We start from the raw sequence: 22,422 nt of genomic DNA on the forward strand, positions 1-22,422 counted from the left end.
GGCGGGGGCCACCACCATGTCTGCACTGAGCGCCGCATCCATGCGGTTTGAGCGCAAGAACCTCGTGCCTGCGCTGGTTTCGGCGGGGCTGGTGCTGACCGTTCTCTTCTTCGTCGTCTTCGGTCAGAGCCTTCTGGGCCTCGACCGGGAGGGGATCGACCAGTTCCTGGCCAGCGTGCGGGGTGAGCCGAGCGCGGTCTTCGCGGTCATCGTGCTCTTCTCCGCCTTGGCGCTGATCGGCTTTCCCCAGGCCATCTTGTTTGCAGGCACGGTCGCCGTCTTCGGTCCCGTCCTTGGCTCTCTTTACGCATGGGGTTCGACCATGGTCTCCTCGGCGATGACCTTCGGCCTTGGGCGGATGAGCGGCGCGCGCTGGACCAGGCGGCTTCCGCCGGGCGTCCTTCGCGACGTCACCGGAGTGATGCAGAACCGGGGCGTCCTCGCCTCCATGATCGTGCGCTGGACGCCTTCGGCTCCGTTCATCGTCGTCAACGCCGTCTGCGGGGCGAGCGGCATGGCCATGTGGCGCTTCATGCTGGGTACCGGCCTCGGCATCGTCCCCAAGCTCCTCATCATCGCCTTCTTCACCGAGCAGCTCGAGGCGGCGATGACCTTCATGACCAGCGGCGAGCCGGGCGCGATCGGCCTTTTGGTGGTGGCAGCGATGCTCTGGGCCGCCTTCATCCTCTTCTGCCAGCAGCTCTACAAGCGCATGAAGAGAAGCCGTCTGAGCGCGCTAACCATGGGTTCGGAAGAAACGTTGCGCTCGGGCACTACCCAGGAGCCGGTCATTAAGGCTAAATCAAGCGCTCTATGATTTATTACCCCTGATCCCAGAGGCCTGGCAGGGTGTTTGGCCTGGGGAAAGGTGAAGAATAGGAACGGGCTATGCTTTCCGCCCTCTTTGGCATGTTGTCGGCCGATATGGCCATTGATCTTGGAACCGCCAACACGCTCGTCTACGTGCGGGGGCGGGGTATTGTTCTGAACGAGCCTTCGGTGGTGGCCATCGAAGTCCGGCAGGGGCGGAAGATCGTCCGCGCCGTCGGCAACGAGGCCAAGGAGATGCTGGGGCGGACCCCTGGCGCCATCGAAGCCATCCGCCCGATGCGCGACGGCGTCATCGCCGACTTCGAAGTGGCCGAGGCGATGATCAAGCACTTCATCCGCAAGGTGCACAACCGCCGCTCCTTTGCGAGCCCGCGCATCGTCATCTGCGTGCCCTCCGGCGCCACCGCCGTTGAGCGCCGCGCTATCCAGGAGAGCGCTCTCTCCGCTGGCGCCCGCCGGGTGGACCTGATCGAAGAGCCGATGGCAGCCGCTTACGGCGCGCATCTGCCCGTCGCCGAGCCCACCGGCTCCATGGTCGTCGACATCGGCGGCGGCACGACCGAAGTTGCCGTCCTCTCGCTAGGCGGCATCGTCTATTCGCGCTCCGTGCGGGTCGGCGGCGACAAGATGGACGAGGCGATCGTCTCCTTCATCCGCCGCGAGTTCAACCTCCTGATCGGTGAGAGCTCGGCCGAGCGCATCAAGAAAGAGGTCGGCTCCGCCACCGTCGATGAAGAGAGCACCAAAGCGGTGATCCACATCAAGGGCCGGGACCTCATGCACGGCGTGCCGAAAGAGGTGAAGATCTCCGCAGCGCAGATCTACGAGGCGCTCAAAGAGCCCGTCACCCAGATCGTCGAGGCGGTCAAAGTGGCCTTGGAGGCCACCCCGCCTGAGCTGGCCGCGGACATCGTCGATACCGGCATCATGCTCACCGGCGGCGGCGCGCTCCTTCGCAACCTCGACAAGCTGCTGCGCGAGGAGACGGGCCTCCCGGTCTCCATCGCCGAGGACCCGCTTTCTTGTGTGGCGCTCGGCACCGGCGCGGCGCTCGAGAACGACCGCGCCATGCGCTCGGCGCTGAGCTCTGCGGTCTAATCAAAGCGTAAGGCCTCGGCGGCTTCGCGATCACGCTGCCGGGAGCTATGATACTGTTAAGAACCTCGGTGAGGGGTTAATGGTGTCTTAAGGGCATGGGCTTCAGCTTGGGCGGAGGCGCCCCCCGCGGAAACCAACGGACGTATCCAGGGGCGCACGGCGCGCGAAGATCGGGCTGAAGCTCCAGCAGAAGCCGAGGGGAAGGCAGGCTGATGACGGCACTGTTCACGAAAGGTGGGGCCAGCGGTCTCAGGGAAGCGGAACGGCCCCCCGCCAACCTCCTCTTCATGCTGGCGCTGAGCCTCTTTCTCTCCATTGTCTCGATCTACGGCGCCCAAGCCTCCGTCTTCGAGCAGGCGCGCATGACACTGCTCGACCGCTTCGCGCCCGTCCTCAACGTCTTCTCCGTCCCCGTCCGGTTCGTCGGCAACACCTTCTCTTCCGTCGGCGACGTCTTCACCGCCATGGAGGAGAACGAGCGCCTGCGCGAAGAGAACGAGCAGCTCCGCATCTGGATGCACCAGTCCATGGCGCTCGAGCAGCGCCTAGCCGAGTACGAAGCCATCCTCGAGCCCAAGACGGTGGAGGCCAAGCGATACATCCCCGCCCAGGTCATCGCGGAGAATGGCGGCCCCTTCAGCCGGGCGCTGGTCCTCTCCGCCGGTACGAAGGACGGCATCAGGAGCGGCAATGCCGTGGTGGACGGGGCAGGCCTCATCGGTCACGTGGTCTCTGCTGGCAAGAATGCCAGCCGGGTCCTTCTCCTCACCGACGCCAACAGCCACATCCCCGTTTATATCGAAGCGGTGGACACGGAGGGTCTCCTCTCAGGCACCGCCGAGCGCACCGCTGAGATCAAGCAGTTCGCGGGTCGTCCTAAGGGCGCCCTCGAAGTTGGCATGCGGATCGTCACCTCGGGTACGGGCGGCGCGCTGCCGCGCGGGCTTCCAGTCGGCGAGATCGTCCGCCTGACCGAGGACGGCGTCGAGGTCGGCCTCTACGCCTCCGATCAGGGCGCGCATCTTGTCCGTGTCGTCGACTACACCTTCCCAGACCCCAGCCTCATCCCCGATGAAGGCGACGAGCTCGACATCGAAGGGGCAGGGGAGGCGGCCGCAGCCTTGGAGACCGCAGCGGCCAATGGATGAGCGCCACTACGCACGCTGGGACACCATCGCCGTCGCTGGGCTCGCGCTCCTCTTCGGCGTGCTCCTGCTCGTCGCGCCCATCCACCTCTTCGGCGGCCTGATCCCCACACCCTTCCTGCCGCTGATCGTCATCTTCCTCTACGGCATGGACCGGCCCGAGAGCCTGCCGCCTGGGCTGACCTTCGGCATGGGGCTGCTGCACGACATCCTCTTCGGCGCCGCCATCGGCCCCTGGGCCAGCGTCTATCTTCTGGTCCATGCCGGTATCATCTGGCAGCGGAGCTATTTTGCGGGCCGCGACGTGGTGGTGTTGACCACGGGCTTCTCCGTGCTCACCCTTCTGGCGCTCCTGGTCTACTGGTTCGAGATGTCGATCATCTCAGGGGCCGCCATGCCGCTTCTGGCGATCCTGCTCCAGGGCGTCATCACCATTGCCTTCTTCCCCCTCATCCTGACCATCTTCAGAAGGACGACCGGGCGTCAGCGCCCGTCGATGCTCGGCTGATATGCGCGTCGAACCGTTCGATACCTCCCGCCACATGGAGTTCACCCGCCGCGCCACCGTGGTCACGGGCGGGGTGATGGGCCTTTTCGGCGGCATCGCCTACAGGCTCTACGACCTCCAAGTGAGGCGCCACGGCGACTTCAAGGCGCTGGCCGACGAGAACCAGTTCAACACCCGCCTCATCACCCCGCTGAGGGGCGACATCTACGACCGCTACGGCGAAGTCGTCGCCAACAACGTGCCGGACTTCCGCGTCCTGGTCGTCCCTGAGCGGACGGACGACCTCAAGGCGACGCTGATGAAGCTCGCCGCCGACACCACTTTGGACCTGCCGCCGGAGAAGATCGCCAGCATCCTGGAGAAGGCGAGGCGGCAGCGCAGCTTCCTGCCGATCCTGGTGGCGGACAAGCTCGACTGGGACACCTACGCCTCGGTCAACTTCCACTCGACCACCCTGCGCGGCATTGTCTCCGAGATCGGCGCGAGCCGTGCCTATGCGGAGGATGCAGGCGCAGCTTTCGTCGTGGGCTATGTAGGCAGCGCCACCTCCGACGACATCTCCCGCGCGCGGGAGACCGCCGCCAACGAGGAAGATGCGGGCAAGGCAGAGCTTCTTTACCGCCAGCCCGGCTTCAAGGTGGGCAAAGCAGGGCTCGAGCGGACCTTCGACAAGGACCTCCAGGGCGCCTCCGGCTCGGTCAAGGTGCAGGTCAACGCCCATGGCCGGGTCATCAAGACCTATGCCGAGAACGCCGTGCAGCCGGTGCAGGGCGCGCCCATCGGCCTGACCATCGACAAGGAGCTTCAGGCGACGACGCTGAAGGTGCTGGCCGACGACTACGGCGAGTACCCTGACGAAGCCCTCGGTCCGCACCCGGTCTCGGCCTCGGCCGTCGTGATGGACATCATCACCGGCGACGTCATCGTCATGGCCTCGACCCCGGCCTTCGACCCCAATGTCTTCAGCAGGGGGATCGAATCCAAGCTCTGGAAGGAGCTCAACGACAGCCCCCTCAAGCCGCTCCTCAACAAGCCGGTGGCGGGCACCTACCCGCCCGGCTCCACCTTCAAGCTCCTGACCGCCATCGCCGCTCAGGAGAAGGGGATCAGCGCGGACCAGCGCTACTTCTGCAACGGCTCCTTCCGCTTCGGCGGACGGACCGCCACCTGCTGGAAGCAGGAAGGCCACGGCTGGGTCGATATGAAGGGCTCGATCAAGCACTCCTGCGACGTCTACTACTGGAACCTCGCGACCCAGCTCGACATCGACGATATCGCCAAGGTCGCGGAGCGGTTCGGCCTCGGCCAGACCTACGATCTCGGCATCGGTGCGGAGGCGGACGGTATTGTGCCGTCGCGCGCCTGGAAGCGGGCTTACTACAGAAACGATCCGCCCAACCAGACCTGGTTCCCCGGCGAGACCCTCTCGGTCGCCATCGGCCAGGGCGCGGTCACGGCCTCGCCGCTGCAGCTCGCGGTGATGTCGGCCAGGATCGCCACCCATAAGAAAGTCATGCCGCGCCTCGTTAGGGCCATGGGGTCGGAGCTCATCACCCAGCCCGTCTTCGAGGACCTTCCGGGCAAGGCGCAGCACATGAATGCCGTCCGCGACGGGATGAACGCGGTGGTCAATGAGTGGGGCACGGCGGCGCGCTCGAGCCTCCAGCCCGACTTCCTCATGGCGGGCAAGACCGGCACCAGCCAGGTCGTCGGCCTCAGGCGCGACCCCAAGACGGGTCGCCGCCTCAAGAACGAGGAGATCCCCTGGCAGTACCGCGATCACGCTTTGTTTGTGGCCTTCGCGCCCTATGACAACCCGCGCTACGCCTGCTCCGTGGTCGTCGAGCATGGGGGTTCGGGCTCCAAGGCTGCAGGTCCGAGGGCTCGAGACATCATGCGCGCGGTCCTCGAGAAGGACCCCTCCAACTACGACAAGCACCGCTTCTGGTCGGGCGAGCGCGGCGAAACCCAAGGCCCGCTCGAGGTCGCCAGCCTCGGAGGTCAGCCGTGACCATCGTCATCGAGGCCGCCTCCGGCAAGCGCAACAAGCTGCGCCAGCGCCTGTCCGAGCTGAACGTGCCGCTCGTCCTCCTTCTGACCATGATCGCCGGGGCAGGGGTGCTGGCGCTCTACTCCGTGTCCGACGGCAACTGGAACCCCTACGCCATGCCGCACGGGCTGCGGTTCAGCCTCGCCATGCTGGTGATGGTCGGTATCGGGATCACCCCGCTCAAGTTCTGGTTGTCGGTGGCGTACCCGGCCTATTTTGGCACCTTCTTCCTCCTGCTGCTGGTTCCGGTCATCGGCGACACCAATATGGGCGCGCAGCGCTGGCTGAGCCTTGGCGGCTTCCAGCTCCAGCCCTCGGAGCTGATGAAGATTGCCCTCGTCCTCGCCCTGGCCCGCTACTATCACGGGCTCGAGTTCAAGCAGGTCTCGACCATCACCGGGCTGATCATCCCCTTAGCGATGATCGGCGCGCCGGTGGGCCTCGTCTTCCTCCAGCCGGACCTCGGCACAGCCATCCTTCTCGGCCTTTCAGGCGCAGTCGTGCTCTTGCTCGCCGGCATCTCCTGGCGCCTCGTGACGCTGGGCGTCATAGCCGGGGTAGGGGGCGCCATCGGCGGGGTGCAGTCGGGCCTCATCAAGGCCTATCAGTGGGAGCGGATCACCGCCTTCCTCAACCCCGATGCCGACCCTCTCGGCGCGAACTACCACCCCAACCAGGCCAAGACGGCCATCGGCTCGGGCGGTATCGACGGGAAAGGCTATATGCAGGGCACCCAGACCCAGCTCGACTTCCTGCCGGAGATGCATACGGACTTCATCTTCGCGATTCTGGGCGAGGAGTTCGGCCTCTACGGCGCGCTTGTGCTGCTCGGCCTCTATCTAGGGGTCTTCTTCACCACCCTGCAGATCGCCATGAGCGCCAAGAGCCATTTCGGGCGGCTCCTCAGCTTGGGCATCGCGGTGACCTTCGTCTCCTACGTGCTGATCAACACAGGCATGGTGATGGGCCTTGCCCCGGTGGTCGGTGTGCCCCTGCCGCTGGTCAGCTATGGCGGCACGGTGATGCTGTCGATGATGGCGGGCTTCGGCCTCGTCATGTCCACCTGGATCGACCGCAACCAGGATACGCTGAGGACGACGGGCTTTGGGGGGTAGGCTGCTGTTCTTAGTAGAACGCTAAGCAGTCTCGTCATCCCGGAAAGCCGAAAGGCTTATCCGGGATCCACGGACTGAACGTTGTAGCTAGCTCAGGGCTTGGTCCATGGGTCCCGGCTCTCCGCTGCCGCTACGGCCGGGATGACGAGGAGCCAGTTCGATGTTTGGGACCACCTCTCCCTCGGGAGAGGTCCAAATCTATCTGATTTGGGGAGAGGGGATTTGCGGCCCATCTCGCCCCTCTCTCGACATCGTAGATGTCGATCTCTCCTGAGGGAGAGACGAGCGCTTAAGCAGCCAGCACCTTCTCAAACGCGGCCTTGGTCTCTTCGATGTCCTGGGGCAGCGAGCGGAACAGCTCGGCCACCTTGCCGAGGTCGCCCGACTTCGCAGCCAGTTCGATCTCCTTCGCCCGGTCAGCCACCTTCGTCGCGCCGAGATTGGCGGAGGAGCCTTTGAGGCCGTGCGCGGTGGCAGCGATGCTTCCGGGGTCGCCCGCTTCGATGCCGCGGCCCAGCTCGGCGGACAGCTCCTCATTGGAGATCCAGTAGGCATCCAAGATCGGCCTTACCGCTTCCGCGCCCGCGCCCTCGACCAGCATGGAGATCTGTTCGTCGTCGATGATGTTGCTCATCATTCTTGCTCCTCCGTCCCTGACCCCAAGCTGCTACAGCCAGGGGTTTGCGGGAGGATTGCCACAAAGCTTAAACTCCCCTCTAAAGACAAAGTTTGAACGATAAGAAGCGTGCAGCGCGGGGCGAACGGACGATTATGGCAGTTGGTAAGAGTGCGCAGGACGAAACCTGGTCGGGCAAGGCGGCGTTCGTTCTCGCGGCGATCGGCTCTGCGGTGGGCATCGGCAATCTGGTGCGCTTCCCTTACGTCGCAGGCGATTCGGGCGGCGGCGCCTTCGTCCTGATCTATCTTCTGGCGGTCTTCGCTATCGGTCTTCCCGTCCTCATGGCAGAGCTCTTCATCGGCAGAAGAGGCGGCGGCACCCCCATCGCCGCTATCCAGCGCCTGGCCAAGGCGGACGGCGCGTCCGGCTCCTGGACCCTGATGGGCTGGATCGGCATGTTCGCGAGCTTCGGCATCGTCACCTTCTACTCGGTGATCGCCGGATGGCTGCTCTACTACGCCTATGTGATGGTCGGCGACATCGCCGGGAACATCGGCGCGAACGGCATTGCGGGCATCGCCTCGCCCGCTTTCGCCGGTGAGGACGCCGACGGGATCACCGGACGTTTCGGCGCGCTCCTCTCAAGCCCCGGCAAGATGATCCTCTTCCACGGCATCTTCATCACCATCTCCACCTTCATCGTCACCCGCGGGGTCAAGGGCGGCATCGAGAAAGCGGCGACTTGGTTGATGCCGATCTTCTTCTTCCTGCTGGTGGCGCTGTCGGTCATCTCGCTGATCATCGGCGATGCGGGGGCGGCGCTCGGCTTCCTCTTCGCGCCGGACTTCGGCAAGCTCGCCGCCGACATCAAGGACGGCTCGGTCCTCATTAACGCGGTGGGGCAGGCCTTCTTCTCGCTCTCCCTCGGCTCGGCGCTGATGCTCACCTACGGCATCTATCTGGGGCGCGACACGTCGATCCCGAACGCCGCCACCACGGTGGCCTTCGCCGATACGGGCGTCGCGCTGATCGCGGGTCTCGCGGTTTTCCCCGTCGTCTTCGCCTTCGGGCTGGAGCCTGCGGGCGGGCTCGGCCTCATCTTCGGGCCGCTGCTTCTCGCCTTCAACCAGATGCCCTTCGGCGCGCTCTTCGGCCTCGCCTTCTTCATCATGGCGGTTTTCGCGGCCCTCACCTCGGCGATCTCCCTCTTCGAGGTCCCCGCCGCCTGGGCCAAAGGCGACAACACGCTGGACGAGGCCACACGCGGCCGGCGCCGCGTCATCGGCTCGGTCATCATCGGCATCCTGATCTTCGTCATCGGCGTCTTCCACGCCCTCAGCCAGGTGCCCACCGACGCCGCCGACACCTTCTTCAACAGCTGGGAGCCCTTCGGCAGCCTGCCGGTGATCGGCGAGCGGACGCTCCTCGACGCCATCGACGGGCTCACCGGCAACGTCCTCCTGCCGCTGGGCGGGTTCCTGGTAGCGGTCTTCGCTGGCTACGTTGTGACCCAGTCGGCCAGCCGTGAGGAGCTCGGCTTCAAGAGCGTCTCGAACTATCAGCGCTGGCGCTTCCTCATCCGCTATGTCTGCCCGGTCGTGGTCGGCGCCATCCTCGTCTACGGCATCGGCATCGCGCCGTTCCTGGGGTAGGGACTACTTCCCGGCGTAGCGGTCCGTCGCGGCGATCAGCGCCCTGACGATACCGGGCTCGCTGGCGGCGTGGCCCGCATCGCCGACCACCTTCAGCACGCTGCCGGGCCAGGCCTTGTGAAGCTCATGGGCAGTCTTCATCGGCGTCACCACGTCGTAGCGGCCCTGCACGATAGTGCCGGGGATGCCTTCGAGCCGCCCGGCGTTCTTGATGATGAAGTCGTCCTCTTCAAAGAAGCCGCCGTTCATGAAGTAGTGGTTCTCGATCCGGGCGAAGGCGAGAGCGAAGCGCTCGCCTGCGAAGCTGTCCATGCGCTCCCGGCTGGGCACCAGCGACACGGTGGAGCCCTCCCACACGGCCCAGGCCTTCGCCGCTTCGAGCTGCAGGCGCTCATCGTCCGAGAGAAGCCGCCGCTGATAGGCGGCCATCAGATCGCCGCGCTCCTCCTCCGGGATCGGCGCAAGGAACGCCTCCCAAGCCTCGGGAAACACCCAGTTCGCCCCCTCCTGGTAGAACCATAAGAGCTCCTCGCGGCGCAGGGTGAAGATGCCGCGCAGGACCAGCTCGCTCACCCGGCCCGGGTGGGTGAGGGCGTAGGTCAGCGCCAGGGTCGAACCCCAGGAGCCGCCGAACACCTGCCAGCGCTCGATGCCCAGCTCCTGCCTGATCCGCTCCATATCGGCGATCAGGTCCCAGGTGGTGTTCTCGCGCAGCTCGGCATGGGGCATGGAGCGGCCGCAGCCGCGCTGGTCGAACAGCACGATATGGTAGAGCGCCGGATCGAAATAGCGCCGCATGGAGGGGGTCGAGCCTCCCCCCGGTCCGCCATGGCACACAACCACGGGTTTGCCGTCGGGGTTGCCGCTCACCTCGTAGTAGACCTCATGCAGGCTCGACACCTGCAAACGGGCGCGCCGGTAGGGCTCAAGTGGTGAATAAAACGTTGAACGCGCCATAGGAGACTTTACGTAACTGGTCGGGATGTGTTTCACTTCGGTGTAAACATCCTTTCGCTGTGGGCAACGGTCCTTTTACCCGTCAGGGGGATTGTCCGTGGTGCAAGGCCGCAGGGCACGCGGTTATCAAAGGGTAGGACAGGACGATCATTCGTTTGGTTGCATTTTGCGGGCTGGCGCTCGCCGTGACAGGTTGCGCTTCGGTCGAGGTGGTGATGCCCGGCGCGAAGCCTGTGGCCGACGCCGAGCCTCGCCGTGAGCGGGCGGAGCTGACCGCTTCGCTCGACCGTCTGGAGGACAGCCCCTGGGCGGAGAACAAGGCGGTCGAGACCGACAGTTTCGTGCAGGCGCTCTTCGGCGGCGGGGCGCCCAGCCCGAAAGAGGATGCCGAGCGCTACCTCGCCGACCTCGAGGGCCAGGCGACGCTGACCGTCAGGCGCGACATCGAAGCCACCCTCTCCGCGGTCTGGAACGTGGCCCGCAACGGCAAGGAGGCTGCTTCCGCGCTGGAGCCGGTGCAGGGCGACCTGCGCACCCTCGAGGCCGCCATCGTCGAGGCGCGCCGCTGCCGCCTCGTCTATGCCGAGGCGCTGAAGATGCTGGGCGATGACGACCCATCGGTCACCCGCGACGAGGTGCGGCTGGTCAAATCCCGCTTCAACCAGGCGATCATGGAGCTAGGCCGCACGGCGGACCTCGTCTCCACAAGGCTCGAGGGCGATCTGGCCCCCAGCTACGCCCAGAACACCCCGGCGCTTTAAACCGACCCCGTAGGGCGGCTCGCGCAGCGTGCCGCCGTTCGTAGGAACTGCGGTCGCAGGCGGCACGCTTCGCGAGCCGCCCTACTGTTCGCTGCACCCTAACGCTCCCCGCCCCCTCAGCCTACCGGCAGCTCCCCCACTGCGTAGGGGAGCGAAGTAGTAAGCCAACGCTGGTCACTGTTTCCCTCCCCCATTCCATGGGGGAAGGTGCCCGAAGGGCGGAGGGGGGTACTGCAGCAGGTACTTATCCCCGCCATCTCCGCACCGCGTACTCTCTTTCCATCGCAGCAGGCGTTCGGGGCGGGAGGCGCCATCCTACCTGGTTTGCTGCCTTGGTGGGGCTTCGGGGCGGGTGGTCCTGGGGGCGGCGCAGCAGATGCTCGTCCGCTTACCGTCTACCTGCATACTGGACCCGAGCAGGGCGAGCTAAGGATTGGCCCCTGTTCAGAGCCCCGCCAAGCCGGCGCGCGGCGTAGGGAGATGGGCCTCCCTCATGCCAAAGCACCTTCTTCGTTTCACACTCAAGCTGCGGCAGCGCCGCGCGCCGGGTCCCCGTTCGTTTGATAGGTCCGCATCGAGCGGATGCTCGTGCTGCCTCACCCCCCTACCGCCGTCATCCCGGACTTGATCCGGGACCCATGGACCGAGCGCTTCTCACCAGTGAACCGGACCGAATGAATCGTAACGTCGAGCCATGGGTCCCGGATAGCGCTCGCGCGCTTCCGGGATGACGGCGGAAGGAGCCGTGCTCACTACCCAGGAATGGTGGCCGCCTGCCGGCGTCCACCCTACGGGCCGAGCACCTCGGCTTGGTCGTCGTCGCGTCTTGCCCGTTGGACCCTTGCGTTCATGATGCGCCTCTCGAAGAGCTCCACATAGGGCTGGGGCACGCCGGGCATGCCGCGGAGCTGCTGGAGCTGCCGGGTGGCCGCCGTGAGGTCCCGGTCCCGCCAGGCCACGAGCAGGTCTCGCTGGGCCTCCGACAGGGTGCGGAAATTCTTCGACGCTTTGAGGAACGGGTTGCCGACCAGGCCGTAGATCATCTCCGGTGCGGTCTCGGCGTCGCGGCGGACGAAGTCGAGGTCGAGGAAGGCGTAGTGGTGGCGCAGCGCCTCGAATACTCGGCTGTCTGCGAGGATCGCCGGGCCGTAGAGCTCCGACCGCGCGCGCAAGCGGCCCGCGAAGCTCACAGGCTGGCCGAGCGCCGCGTAGCGGTTGCGCCCGCCAAGCCCCACGGGACCGGCAAAGCAGGGACCCGTGGCGATGCCGATCTCAATGCGGCCATCGGCGAGGTCCTCGAACAGCCCGCCAGGCCCGGTGCCGTGGCGCTCGGCCACCTGCTGGCTCATCTCGCTCACATCATCGAGCATGCGCAGGGCACAGGCGCAGGCCAGCTCGATATGCTTAGGCTCGCTCAGCGGCACGTTCCAATAGCCCAGCAGCCTGCCGTCCTCGCCGTAGTCCACCGTCCCCTCGTGATCGAGGATGGTGCGGCGGAGCCGGTCGTTCGCCGAGGCCTTGAAGAGCACATAGTCCTTCGGGTCCTTCTCGAACTGGCGGACCAGGCGAGGAGGGAGCTGGAAGGCGCAGGAGAGCACGGTGACCTCCCGGTGAACGCCGTGCAGCAGCTTGGCGCCGCCGTGGCGCTGCAGCCGGGACATGGCCTTCTGGGGCAGGGCGCCGTGGAAGGCGCCGCGCACGGCGTCGTCGCGCACCACCATGTTCACGAGCACCGTGGCGCCGACGGCGAGGGGCGCACCAACTGAAGCAAGGGCTGCGGGGCTGGGGTCAAGCAACATGCCCGTGGAGCGGAACAGGACGAGCGCTCCGGCGAAGCTGAGGATGGCCAGCAGCACGGCTGCCGCGGTCGCCAGCGCTGCGGGCAGAAAAACCACGGCCAAAGCTGCCAGCACGCCTACGAGCGCTACGGCGAAGGCCTCGGCGAAACCTGCCCAGGCGGGGCGCTGCGGCGCGACACCGGCGGCGAACTGCTGGGCGTTGAGGGCGTGGACCGCCGCAAGCGGCAGCTCGCCCTTGGCCGTCGAGACGGTGCCGCCTGGCGATAGGGTCTCGCCGATGAAGACATGGCGGCCTTCGAGCTGGGCCGTCCACTGACCCGGCTGGTCGAGCACCCGCCAGGCCGGAACGTTGGGCACGCCGGTATCGCGGGGCAGCCACAGCCGCAGCTCGCCCCGGCTGTCGAGGGGGATCGGAGGCGCCGCGGCGACCTGAACGCTCTCGAGCGGCGCGCCTGCGGCGGAGACCGTGCGCCTCGCCGTCGTCACCACGATCTCCTGCGACGCGGCGGCGAGCCCTGCCAGACCGGCAGTGGCGGCGGGAAGGTCGGCCGCTGCGTAGAGGGGAGAGACCCGCCTGGCCCGCCCGTCCCGATCGAGGGGGAGCCCCGCTGCTGCGGCCAGCCTGGCTTCGCGCAGCTCCGCCGAGAGCGTCTTGCTGCCCAGCACGGCGGGGACCGCGACATAGCCGAGATCGCTGTTCTCGATGGCGAACCAGCCTGCATCCGGGGCGCTGATCCGCGACCAGGCCACCGGCACCGAGGTGGAGCGCAGACGCTCGCCCACCCCCAGCGCCACCGGTCCTCCGGCCGTGGCTCTGGCGAGGACCAGATCGTTGGAGGGCAGGACCGACAATGCGGCGATGCGGTCGGCGGGCTCGGAGGCGGAGGTCTCGAGCCAGCGCCTCGCCAGCACGTCGGGGGAGAGGGGATCGTCGCCCGCCACCGAGATGGCCAGGGTCACCGAGGCCGCTCCCCCGTTCTCAGCCGCCTGCACCAGGGAGGCGTAGGCGCTGCGCGGCCAGGGCCACTCGCCTAGGCGCTCCTGGCTCTCATCACCGATGAGGATCGTCGCCACGGGCAGCTCGCCGCCCTCCGCCGCCTCGCGCGGGGTGAGGCGGAGCAGGGTATCGAAGCTCGCCTCGCGCAGGGTCTGGCCGGGGTTCTGCGCGGTCAGCAGCGCCCAGGCAGCCAGCAGGAACACCAGCACGGCGGGGCTCAACAGCAGCAGCCTGAGGCGCTGTTCCTGACGCTGTTCGAACATAGGGCTGGCCTCTGATCCTTGCCGGTTGCGCCCGGCGCTCAAGATAACAATGTCACATACCTGGCTAGGCATGCTTCGCCTTCATGGCGTATCAAGCAGTTTTTGGCATGCTTCGTGAACTGAAACCGAGCATGTAAAGCAAGGCTGAACAAATCGCATGACAAGCGCGAGCTTCGAGGTGGTGAAGGGGGATCACCCCCGCCTGTCGGCGCACGGTCCCTGGACCATTGCCGACGGCGTGGCCGCGCTCGATTCCAAGATCCGCGCCTTTGCACAGACGACCCTCGACAAGAAGCTGACCATCGACATGGCCGGGGTCGAGGCGCTGGACACGGTGGGCGCCATGATCCTGCAGCGCACGATGCAGGCCTGCGGCGGGCGCACCCAGGAGGGCCAGCCCCTCGCAGGCTTTGTCAACGTCACCGATCATCACGAGACGCTGCTCGAGCAGGCGGCAGGCAACCTCATCTCCTGCGAGGTGCCCCAGAGACCGAACTCGGCGCTCATCGTGCTGGAGCGGGTGGGCCGCGCCACCGACGACATCGCCGAAGAGGTGCTGAACATTCTCAGCTTCGTCGGCCAGGTCGTCTCCCGCATCGGCGAGAACATCCGCCATCCCGGTCATTTCCGCCCCACTGCGGTGGTGCACCATATGGAGACGGCGGGGCTCAACGCCCTCTTCATCGTCGGGCTGATGTCCTTCCTCATCGGCGCCGTCGTCGCCTTCATGGGCGCGACCGTGCTGGCCGAGTTCGGCGCGGAGGTCTTCGCGGTGGAGCTTGTGGGTATCTCGGTGCTGCGCGAGTTCGGCGTGCTCCTGACGGCCATCCTCATCGCAGGCCGCTCGGGCAGCGCCTTCACGGCGGCCATCGGCTCGATGAAGCTGCGCGAGGAGATCGACGCCATGCGGGCCATGGGCATCGACCCGATGGATGCGCTGGTTGTGCCGAGAGTGATCGCGCTGCTTCTGGCCGTTCCCTGCCTCGCCTTCATCGCTTCGGTGCTGGGGCTGATGGGCGGCGGCGTGGTCTGCGCCCTGGCCCTCGACATCCCGCCCGCGCTCTTCATGGCCAGGACGCAGGACATCATCGTCATCGACAATTTCGTCGTCGGCATGGTCAAGGCGCCGGTCTTCGGCTTCGCCATCGCGGTGATCGGCTGCTACCAGGGCATGATGGTCGAGGCCTCCGCCGAGGAGCTGGGCCGTAGAACGACGATCTCGGTCGTACAGTCGCTCTTCCTCGTTATCCTCGCCGACGCCCTCTTCGCGATCCTCTTCATGGAGCTCGACTACTAAGATGGCCGAGCAGAAGAACGTCATTGAGGTCAGGGACCTCAAGAACCAGTTCGGCAAGCAGGTCGTCCATGACGATCTCGACCTCGATGTGCGCGAGCGGGAGATCCTCGGCGTGGTCGGCGGATCGGGCACCGGCAAGTCGGTCCTCCTGCGCTCCATCGTCGGGCTGCAGACGCCGAAAGATGGCCAGATCCACGTCCTCGGCAGGCAGATCTTCCCCCGCAAAGCCACCGCGAGGGAGATCAACGAGGATATCGGCATCCTGTTCCAGGACGGGGCACTCTTCTCCTCCATGACCGTCTCCGAGAACGTCATGGCCCCGCTGCGCGAGCACCACCCGGAGATCGGCGACCAGCTCGCCCAGGAGATCGCCGGGATGAAGCTCTCCCTTTCGGGTCTCTCCGAAGGGGTGGGCGGGAAGATGCCTTCGGAGCTTTCAGGCGGCATGAGGAAGCGCGTGGCGCTGGCCCGCGCCATGGCCCTCGACCCGCGCATCCTGTTCCTCGACGAGCCGACGGCGGGCCTCGACCCCATCGGCGCCGCGCGCTTCGACGAGCTGATCATCAGCCTCAAGGAGAATCTCGGCCTCACCATCTTCATGGTGACCCACGACCTCGACAGCCTGAACAGGGCCTGCGACCGGGTGGCGGTCCTGGCCGAGAAGAAGGTCATCGTGAACGCCTCCCTCGACGAGGTGCGGCGCTCGAACCACCCCTGGATAGGGGAGTATTTCGGCGGCCCGAGAGGCCGCGCCGCGGCAGGCGCGAATCTTGCGTCGGGCGCCGCGTGAAGGAGAATTTCCGATGGAAACCCGTGCCCACTACGTCCTGATCGGTAGCGCCGTCGTCGCCACCTTGGTCATGGCCGTCCTGTTCGCCCTCTGGCTCGGCAATGCCGAGCGGGCCTATGACGAGTACTACGTCACCTTCACCGAGCGGGTCTCGGGCCTGCAGGTCGGCGCCGCCGTGCAGATGAACGGCATCCGCGTCGGCGAGGTCGAGGAGCTGGGCCTCGATGAGGACAACCCCAACATCGCCCGCGCCCTGGTCCGCGTCGATGAGGACACCCCGATCAAGGTCGACACCGAGGCCGAGCTGGAGCTCGTCGGTGTCACCGGCCTCTCCATCATCCAGTTCGTCGGCGGCGATCCGCAGACGCCTCTGCTGAAACAGGTGAGCAATGAGCGCATCCCCGAGATCGAGGGCTCGGCGGGCGGCCTCGCCGCGGTCATCGAGAGCTCCGGCCCCCTCGCCGAGAACATCACCAGCCTCGTCTCTGCGGAGAACATCGACCGCATCAACCGCATCCTGCAGGATATCGAGACCCTGACCGACGCCGTCGCCGACAGCGAGGACGACATCGGCACCATCATCGAGAACGCCGCTACAGTCTCCATTATCCTCAGGCGGAACGCCGAGGCGCTGGACGGCACGGTTGCGCGCATCAACGCCGTGCTCGCCGAGACCGAGGGCCTCCTCGCTGGCGACATCAAGAGGACGCTGGAGGAGACCAGCGCCTCCGCTGAGGAGCTCGCCTCGGTCATGGCCCAGCTCGACGACATCATCACCGAGAACCGTCCGGCCATCGACGCCTTCGCCCAGGAGGGCCTTGGTGCCACCGTCGGCGTGATCGCTCAAGCCAACCGCGTCCTCGCCACCACCGAAGCCATCCTGCAGGAGTTCGACCGCAACCCGGCGCAGTTCCTGCTCGGTGAGAACCGCCCGGAGACCCGCCAGTGATCCGCCTCCTGACCCTTGCCGCAGCAGCGCTCGTCCTGACGGGCTGCATCTCCCTCGTGCCCAAGGCGAGCGAGCTGCCGCCGCGCTACACGCTGGAGGCCGAACCTGCCGTACCCGTCGCATCGCGCTTGCCGGTGACCCTGGCGGTGGCCGATGCCAGGGCCGAAGGAGCCATCAACACCTCCAAGATCGCGGTGCGCACGGCCAGCAACGAGATCCGCTACATGCCCGACGGCGAGTGGTCGGACCGGCTGCCACGGATCGTCAGCCTGCTTCTGGAACGTGCGGCAGAGAACCAGGGCCGCCTTCTCGCGGTCTCCGACCGGGTGGCGCTGCCCCTGGCCGACTACGTGGTCTACACGGACATCCAGACCTTCGAGGCCGACCGCACGGCCAGTCCCGAACAGGTCGACGTGATCTTTCGGGTACGCCTCGAGAACAGGACCGGCAGCGTCCTCGGCGCCCAGCGCTTCTCCGCTTCGAGGCCTCTCAACGACATCGACACGGCAGGGGTCGCGGGCGCTCTCAACGAAGCCGCCGCCGCCGCCGCCGCCGATGCTGCGGACTGGATGATCGGCGTCATCGAGGCCGCCGAGGTGAGCCGCGAAGCGCAGCAGGAGCGGCGCGACAGGCGGGCCTCTTCGCGCTAGATCGCCGCTAGTCGAAATGCCCCTTGGCCGTGCCGATGGCCACGTAGAGCCTGCCGATCGGTGAGCGGAGCATCTGCTGCAGTGCCTCGTCGGAGCGCTTGGGGCCGTCGCCCATCACCGGCGCCAGGAGCTGGTCGAAGTCGGAGAGGAACATCTCCGCCGCTTCGGCCAGGTTCTCGTCCTCGGAGATCGCCGAGCGAAGCTGCGCCCGCATCTCGATGGGGTCGACAGCCAGAAGCTGGCTCACGAACAGATTGCGCTCACCGCCCTCGAAACGCTGCTGCTCGTCAGCCGTCGGCATACCGAGGAGCTGCGCTTTGAGCGCCATGGTGAAGCGCTGCATCCGGTCGAGCCTCGCCTCCTCGGGGTGCATCTCCGGCCTCGGCTGGGCCTGCATCTGCGGAGCAGCAGCAGCGGGCTGCCGCGGCGGCAGGAGGGGCTCGGTCGCATCTTTCTCCACCTTGTCGAGGATGCCCCGCCAGGAGCCGGTGCCGCCCTTCTTGCTGCCGCGTGCACGGAGCTTCTCGCCCTGCTGGGCTAGGGTGCGGCCCAGACTGTCCGCGCGGCCCTTTTGCTGCTCGATCAGGGAGTGAAGCTTCTCGCTCTCTTTGAGAAGCTCGGCCTGGGCCTGGCGCAGCGTGTCGGCCCCGCCCTGAAGCTCCCCGGCCAGCCCCTTGGGCGCCTGGCGCATCAGCTCGGAGCTCTCCACCATCGCCTCGCGGAGGGAAGCGAACTGCTCGGCGCTCGCCGCCGAGACGGTCTCGAGGCGCTTCATCTGCTCCTCGATCCGAGGAAGCGAGGCGCTGGCCTCGTCCTCCGCCGCCGTCGAGCGGCGCGACAGGGCCTCGGCGAAGGCGTCGGCCTCGGCGTTCATGCGGGCGGTGGCGTCGATCAGCGCCTGGCGCTCTTTCGCAAGGCGTTCCGTTCCCTGATGGGTGCCCTGGCTCATGGTCTCGGCGGCGGCGTCGATGGCCTGGACCTGTGCTCTGATCTGCTGCTCGGTCTTGGCGAGCTTGGCGAGGGCCTTGTCCACCTCGCCGCCGAGAAGCGCGAGGTCGGCCTTGACCGCCTCGGAGGTGAGGGGCGGCTCGATCCGCTCGGCGGCGCGGCCCAAACGGTCGGCGGTGGCTTCGAGGCGCAAAGCGGCACGCAACATGTAGCCGCCAGCGAGCACCAGAAGCGCGTTGCTCATGGCCAGGATGACCACGGCGCCTGAGTATCCAAGCCCGAAGCGCCAGACACCGGTGACCTCGTAATGCGCCAACATCGTGCCGATGGGCCAGGCGACGAACCAGATGACGAAGATGGCGGCGGCTAGGGTGCAGGCTAGGCGCCAGACCTTGTTGGGGCTCGGCAGCCAACCGGGAGCGGTGCTGGGGGAGGGAGGCAGGCGGTCGGCCGCCATGGGGCCTACGCCGGACCGTCCGGGTCCGCCGCCAGCCTGGGCAGGCGAGAACTCTTGCTCGTCGGCACTGACCATAAAACCTCAGGCGGACGCCCCGGCCGAGGTGCCCGCATTTCGCGCATCCTAGCTTTGGGTCGGCCCTGGTTAATGAGGGGTTAACGCTAAGGAAGGGTTATCCCCGCAGGGGCATGGTGCTTCTAGGGTCTCGCCATGACATCTGCTTCACCGAACCGCCTGAAAGACATCGTGCGTGATCACGCACCCTCCATCGCCCAAGCCTTGGGTGGCCCCTTTGCCGGGGCGGCGGTGCGGCTCTTGAGCCGCGCTGTGCTGGGGAAGGAAGAGGGGAGCGAAGAGGAACTGGCGGCAGCCCTCGGCGCGGCGGATCCGGCACTTGCTGCGAAGGTGCACGAGGCGGGCCTCGCCTTCGACCGCGCCGTCCTCGAGCTGTCCTTGAAGTCCGAGGAGGTGGCCGCCTCCGACCGGGCCGATGCCAGGGCGAGGGAGATCGCCCTTCGCGACCGCATCCCCGGCTTCCTGGGAGCGGTGGTGCTGACGGGCTTCTTCTGCGTGCTTGGCATGATGCTGATCAGCGAGATACCCGAAGGAGCGGAGACCGAGTTCTCCATCATGCTCGGCGCGCTTTCGACCATGGCGGCGGCGGTGATGAACTACTATTTCGGCTCCTCCGCCTCGAGCCGCGAGAAGACGCATCTCTTGAGCGCAGGCTTGCCGGGGAGGGGCGCCCGGCGCTAGCGCTGCCCCATGGGCAGGATGTGCGACATCGCGGTGATCGGTGCGGGGGTGATCGGCTCCGCTATCGCCTATCGGCTGGCCCGGAGCGGGCGCGACGTCGTCCTGATCGGCGACGGCAAGGACGGCGCCAGCGCCGCCGCGGCGGGGATGCTCTGCCCCAGCTTCGAGCTGAGCCACGACGCTGGCAAGCCGGTGCTGGCCGACCTTCTCGCGCGCTCGAACGAAGCCTGGTCCGCCTTTGCCGAAGAGCTCTCGGACGATCCCTATGCGGAGTTCGGCTACCATCGGCGGGGCGCCTACGGCATCGGCTACCACGCCCGCCCGCCCGGCGCCGTGCCTGTGGATGAGGGGGCGCTGCCGGACTTCTCCGCACCGCCCTCCTTCTTCGTGCCGGGCGAAGGGGCGGTGGAGCCCCTACGCCTCATCGCCGTCCTTCGAGATAGGCTAACGATCTCGGGGGGCAGCATCGTCCACGGCCACGCGGCGGTAGACGGACGGACCATCATGGTCGGTACAGAGACGATCAAAGCTGGCAGCATCGTCCTGGCCACCGGCACAGCCCCTGATCTCGGAGCCGAGGGCATGATGGGCGTGGAAGGGGAGGCCTTCCTCGTCCGGCTGCCCGACCCCTCGATCGTTCCCACCGTCGTCCGTTCGCCTACGGCCTATGTCGTGCCGAGGGCGGACGGCACCCTCTATATCGGCGCGACGGAGAACTGGCCCGGCGCGATCCCGCAGGCCCGCGAGGAGCTGTGGCGCGATGCCCTAAGGCTGATACCGCATCTCGGGAGCGCTGACGTCCTCGGCCACTTCAAGGGGCTTCGTCCCTTCATCAGCCGGGACGGACCCCTCGTCGCGCGCGATGGTGAACGGCCCCACCTGATCCGCGCCCAGGGGCACTACCGCAACGGGGTCCTCTTCGCCCCCCTGACTGCCCAGACGGTCGAGCACCTTCTCCGAGGATAGGCCCTGACGGTCGACGATCATGCGGTGGTAGGCCCGCTTCCAAGGCTTGGGCCAGAAATGGGTGACCTTGAGCTTGTACCTCCGTGTCAGGAAGTTCTTCTTCGCCTCGGCAGGACGCAGGCGGGCGGCGAGCGAAGAGATCTCGTCGGCCACGGGGGAGAAGTCCGTGTTCTCCTTGGCCCGTTTCAGCTCTTCAGGATCGAGGGTAGGCAGGGCCGCGACGCGCTGGTCGAGCTCGTCCGCCTTGATGTCCTCGATGCTGCGCTCTTCCTCGTCGGGAAGCTCGCTGCCGCGCATGGCGACGTCGGAGGGAAGGGCGGTCAGCACCTCGGTAATGGCCTGCGCCACCGCCGGTTCCTGGGACAGGGCGCGGGCCTGCTCGAAGGTGGGCTCGACCACCATGATCGATTCGGGCAGCTCCCGCGGCTTGGGCCGGCGAAGCGGGCTCTTGCCGTAGCCCAAGGAGGCGGAGGCGAGGTCGGGGCGCATCAGAAGACCGGCGCGGCTCGCTTTGGACATCGTTGCCTCTTCCTTCTCAGCCGCGGGATCTTGCGGGTAGAAATGTTTGACCAGGGGCTGGCCTTCGAGCGATTCGGCGAGTTCGGCCTGCATGGCCCTCGCGCCGCCCTTGGGGACGACGATCTCGCTGCCGGGCGATCCGTGACCCGTGGCGCGCTTGAACGCCTCGGCCTGGGCACGCAGGCGCAGGTTGCGGAAATCCTCCGAGCGCGGCTTGGGCAGGACGGGCATGTCTCGGCCACTGAGCTCGCCGCCAAGACCCAGGATAGGCGCGGCCGCTGCGATCACCGTCGGGGTGATCTCGCGGATGGGAAGCGCCGCAGACAGAACATTGGCCTGGATATGGTGGAAACCGAGGGTCCTGAGAGCGAGGCAGGCGGCCTCGTCCTCGGCGCCGATGGCCGAGACCACGGCGTTCTTGCTGGCGGCGAGGCCGATCAGATCGGACGTGTCCTGAAGGCTCGCCACGTGGTTCTGGCGAGCGGCCCGGAGCAGCCCGCGGCCGCCGGTCTTGATCTCGTCGAAGGGCGCGAGGGAGAAGACATCCGCCGCCTCGGAGGCACGGCCCATCATCTCGGCAGCGAGGCGTACGCCGATGTTCTTGAGCTGCCGCAGGGTCGCGGCGGTATCGGCGGCGTCGGAGAGGCGGATCGGGCACTCGAAGGTGACCGCCTCGGGGGCGAGCCCCGCATCCTTCAGCACCGCGCGCACCGTGGCGGGGAGGTCCCGGTCCAGCATGTCGGCTGCCGAGAGGTTGATCGAAAGCCCCGCATTGCGGGCAAAGTCCCAAGTGACGAACTCGGCGACCGCGCGCTCGAGGATGCGGCGGGTGAGGGCGGAGAGCTTGTCCTCCTGCTCGAAGGCCGGAAGGAAGACGGCCGGAAGCATTGTGCCGAAGCGGGGATGCTCCCACCGGCAGAGGGCCTCGATCCGGTGCAGCGAGCCGTCGGAGAGGTGGTAGATCGGCTGGTAGAGCAGGCGGATCTGGGCCGAGTCTATCAGGGCCTCGTCCATATCCTGCCGCGTCAGTGTCAGCGCCCGAGCGCCCATACCAGCCATCCTCAAATGGGTGCCCCGAGGGGCCTCTCTCAGGATGGAGGTCTGACGGGTAAGGGTTAATGGCGATTAAAGAGGGTGCAGAAGGGGTAAAAGCGGGGTTGAGAGATGGTGAAGGTCGGAGCCAGACCCCTCGTCATCCCGGACTTGATCCGGGACCCATGGACCGAATGGAAACAACAGCTCCAACGGACCGAACCGATTGCACAAACCCGTCCATGGGTCCCGGATAGCCTTCG

Annotated in this window: 18 protein-coding genes and 1 pseudogene; 14 read left to right on the top strand and 5 right to left on the bottom strand. The window is 66.8% G+C overall.

The features are described 5' to 3' along the window. Positions 1-16 precede the first annotated feature (16 nt). The 6 genes from NOG11_RS09955 (at position 17) to rodA (ending at position 6,747) form a co-directional block, all read left to right on the top strand. On the top strand, positions 17-817 hold the full coding sequence (locus NOG11_RS09955; RefSeq protein WP_256619605.1) for a TVP38/TMEM64 family protein: 801 nt from the start codon (positions 17-19) through the stop codon (positions 815-817). Positions 818-888: 71 nt separating this feature from the next. Then, on the top strand, positions 889-1,929 hold the full coding sequence (locus NOG11_RS09960; protein WP_256619606.1) for a rod shape-determining protein: 1,041 nt from the start codon (positions 889-891) through the stop codon (positions 1,927-1,929). Positions 1,930-2,141: 212 nt separating this feature from the next. Next, on the top strand, positions 2,142-3,077 hold the full coding sequence (mreC, locus tag NOG11_RS09965; RefSeq protein WP_256619607.1) for a rod shape-determining protein MreC: 936 nt from the start codon (positions 2,142-2,144) through the stop codon (positions 3,075-3,077). Beyond that, a complete protein-coding gene (locus NOG11_RS09970) occupies positions 3,070-3,582 on the top strand; it encodes a rod shape-determining protein MreD (RefSeq protein WP_256619608.1) in 513 nt (170 codons plus the stop codon). Before mreC ends, NOG11_RS09970 begins: the two co-directional genes overlap by 8 nt. Position 3,583: 1 nt before the next feature. Continuing rightward, a complete protein-coding gene (gene mrdA, locus NOG11_RS09975) occupies positions 3,584-5,593 on the top strand; it encodes a penicillin-binding protein 2 (RefSeq protein WP_256619609.1) in 2,010 nt (669 codons plus the stop codon). Further along, positions 5,590-6,747, top strand: a complete 1,158-nt coding sequence (gene rodA / locus NOG11_RS09980; protein WP_256619610.1) for a rod shape-determining protein RodA — start codon at positions 5,590-5,592, stop codon at positions 6,745-6,747. The genes mrdA and rodA overlap by 4 nt, the downstream gene beginning before the upstream one ends. Positions 6,748-7,036: 289 nt before the next feature. Here the strand turns inward: rodA and NOG11_RS09985 are convergent, their stop codons facing one another. After that, positions 7,037-7,381 (bottom strand): Hpt domain-containing protein, encoded by a 345-nt coding sequence (locus NOG11_RS09985; RefSeq protein WP_256619611.1) that lies wholly within the window; start codon positions 7,379-7,381, stop codon positions 7,037-7,039. A gap of 95 nt (positions 7,382-7,476) precedes the next feature. Here NOG11_RS09985 and NOG11_RS09990 point away from each other — a divergent pair, with 95 nt between their 5' ends. Then, on the top strand, positions 7,477-9,018 hold the full coding sequence (locus tag NOG11_RS09990; RefSeq protein WP_256619612.1) for a sodium-dependent transporter: 1,542 nt from the start codon (positions 7,477-7,479) through the stop codon (positions 9,016-9,018). Between the two features lie 3 nt (positions 9,019-9,021). Here the strand turns inward: NOG11_RS09990 and pip are convergent, their stop codons facing one another. Continuing rightward, the gene (gene pip / locus NOG11_RS09995; protein WP_256619613.1) at positions 9,022-9,975 is read right to left on the bottom strand and encodes a prolyl aminopeptidase; all 954 of its coding nucleotides are present in this window, start codon (positions 9,973-9,975) and stop codon (positions 9,022-9,024) included. Between the two features lie 155 nt (positions 9,976-10,130). On the opposite strand from pip, the gene NOG11_RS10000 reads away from it, so the two are divergent. Continuing rightward, positions 10,131-10,736 carry a hypothetical protein gene (locus NOG11_RS10000; RefSeq protein WP_256619614.1) on the top strand — a complete coding sequence of 202 codons (606 nt, stop codon included), beginning with the start codon at positions 10,131-10,133 and terminating at the stop codon, positions 10,734-10,736. A 788-nt stretch (positions 10,737-11,524) separates the two neighbouring features. Here the strand turns inward: NOG11_RS10000 and NOG11_RS10005 are convergent. After that, entirely contained in the window at positions 11,525-13,795 is a 2,271-nt protein-coding gene (locus NOG11_RS10005; RefSeq protein ID WP_256619615.1) for a CHASE2 domain-containing protein, read from the bottom strand. Between the two features lie 157 nt (positions 13,796-13,952). Here NOG11_RS10005 and NOG11_RS10010 point away from each other — a divergent pair, with 157 nt between their 5' ends. From NOG11_RS10010 to NOG11_RS10025, 4 genes are read left to right on the top strand one after another with little or no spacing between them, the layout of a single operon-like run. Next, positions 13,953-15,092 carry an MlaE family ABC transporter permease gene (locus NOG11_RS10010; protein WP_256619616.1) on the top strand — a complete coding sequence of 380 codons (1,140 nt, stop codon included), beginning with the start codon at positions 13,953-13,955 and terminating at the stop codon, positions 15,090-15,092. Between the two features lies 1 nt (position 15,093). After that, positions 15,094-15,882, top strand: a complete 789-nt coding sequence (locus tag NOG11_RS10015) for an ABC transporter ATP-binding protein (protein ID WP_256619617.1) — start codon at positions 15,094-15,096, stop codon at positions 15,880-15,882. 13 nt (positions 15,883-15,895) lie between these two features. Then, positions 15,896-16,831, top strand: coding sequence for an MlaD family protein (locus NOG11_RS10020; protein ID WP_256619618.1), 936 nt, complete (start codon positions 15,896-15,898; stop codon positions 16,829-16,831). Next, complete coding sequence (locus tag NOG11_RS10025) at positions 16,828-17,481, top strand: ABC-type transport auxiliary lipoprotein family protein (protein ID WP_256619619.1); 654 nt, start codon at positions 16,828-16,830, stop codon at positions 17,479-17,481. The genes NOG11_RS10020 and NOG11_RS10025 overlap by 4 nt, the downstream gene beginning before the upstream one ends. Before the next feature lie 7 nt (positions 17,482-17,488). Here the strand turns inward: NOG11_RS10025 and NOG11_RS10030 are convergent, their stop codons facing one another. Continuing rightward, positions 17,489-18,961, bottom strand: a complete 1,473-nt coding sequence (locus NOG11_RS10030) for a coiled-coil domain-containing protein (RefSeq protein ID WP_256619620.1) — start codon at positions 18,959-18,961, stop codon at positions 17,489-17,491. Between the two features lie 135 nt (positions 18,962-19,096). On the opposite strand from NOG11_RS10030, the gene NOG11_RS10035 reads away from it, so the two are divergent. Continuing rightward, positions 19,097-19,642, top strand: a complete 546-nt coding sequence (locus tag NOG11_RS10035) for a hypothetical protein (RefSeq protein WP_256619621.1) — start codon at positions 19,097-19,099, stop codon at positions 19,640-19,642. 9 nt (positions 19,643-19,651) lie between these two features. Further along, positions 19,652-20,608, top strand: coding sequence for an NAD(P)/FAD-dependent oxidoreductase (locus NOG11_RS10040; protein WP_256619622.1), 957 nt, complete (start codon positions 19,652-19,654; stop codon positions 20,606-20,608). 867 nt (positions 20,609-21,475) lie between these two features. On the opposite strand, the pseudogene NOG11_RS10045 reads toward NOG11_RS10040, so the two are convergent. Next, positions 21,476-22,186 (bottom strand): annotated as a pseudogene (locus tag NOG11_RS10045) (EAL domain-containing protein); the annotation flags it as partial. Positions 22,187-22,422: the final 236 nt, after the last annotated feature.

This window comes from Parvularcula maris (assembly GCF_024505085.1).
Classification (GTDB): domain Bacteria; phylum Pseudomonadota; class Alphaproteobacteria; order Caulobacterales; family Parvularculaceae; genus Parvularcula; species Parvularcula maris.

Bases quoted from the DNA above. Each gene is read 5' to 3' on its own strand.
- NOG11_RS10005 (WP_256619615.1), bottom strand. From the start codon at position 13,795: ATGTTCGAACAGCGTCAGGAACAGCGCCTCAGGCTGCTGCTGTTGAGC.
- NOG11_RS09955 (WP_256619605.1), top strand. From the start codon at position 17: ATGTCTGCACTGAGCGCCGCATCCATGCGGTTTGAGCGCAAGAACCTC.
- pip (WP_256619613.1), bottom strand. From the start codon at position 9,975: ATGGCGCGTTCAACGTTTTATTCACCACTTGAGCCCTACCGGCGCGCC.
- NOG11_RS10015 (WP_256619617.1), top strand. From the start codon at position 15,094: ATGGCCGAGCAGAAGAACGTCATTGAGGTCAGGGACCTCAAGAACCAG.
- mreC (WP_256619607.1), top strand. From the start codon at position 2,142: ATGACGGCACTGTTCACGAAAGGTGGGGCCAGCGGTCTCAGGGAAGCG.
- NOG11_RS09970 (WP_256619608.1), top strand. From the start codon at position 3,070: ATGGATGAGCGCCACTACGCACGCTGGGACACCATCGCCGTCGCTGGG.
- mrdA (WP_256619609.1), top strand. From the start codon at position 3,584: ATGCGCGTCGAACCGTTCGATACCTCCCGCCACATGGAGTTCACCCGC.
- NOG11_RS10040 (WP_256619622.1), top strand. From the start codon at position 19,652: ATGGGCAGGATGTGCGACATCGCGGTGATCGGTGCGGGGGTGATCGGC.
- NOG11_RS09985 (WP_256619611.1), bottom strand. From the start codon at position 7,381: ATGAGCAACATCATCGACGACGAACAGATCTCCATGCTGGTCGAGGGC.
- NOG11_RS10010 (WP_256619616.1), top strand. From the start codon at position 13,953: ATGACAAGCGCGAGCTTCGAGGTGGTGAAGGGGGATCACCCCCGCCTG.
- NOG11_RS10035 (WP_256619621.1), top strand. From the start codon at position 19,097: ATGACATCTGCTTCACCGAACCGCCTGAAAGACATCGTGCGTGATCAC.
- NOG11_RS09960 (WP_256619606.1), top strand. From the start codon at position 889: ATGCTTTCCGCCCTCTTTGGCATGTTGTCGGCCGATATGGCCATTGAT.
- NOG11_RS10030 (WP_256619620.1), bottom strand. From the start codon at position 18,961: ATGGTCAGTGCCGACGAGCAAGAGTTCTCGCCTGCCCAGGCTGGCGGC.
- NOG11_RS10020 (WP_256619618.1), top strand. From the start codon at position 15,896: ATGGAAACCCGTGCCCACTACGTCCTGATCGGTAGCGCCGTCGTCGCC.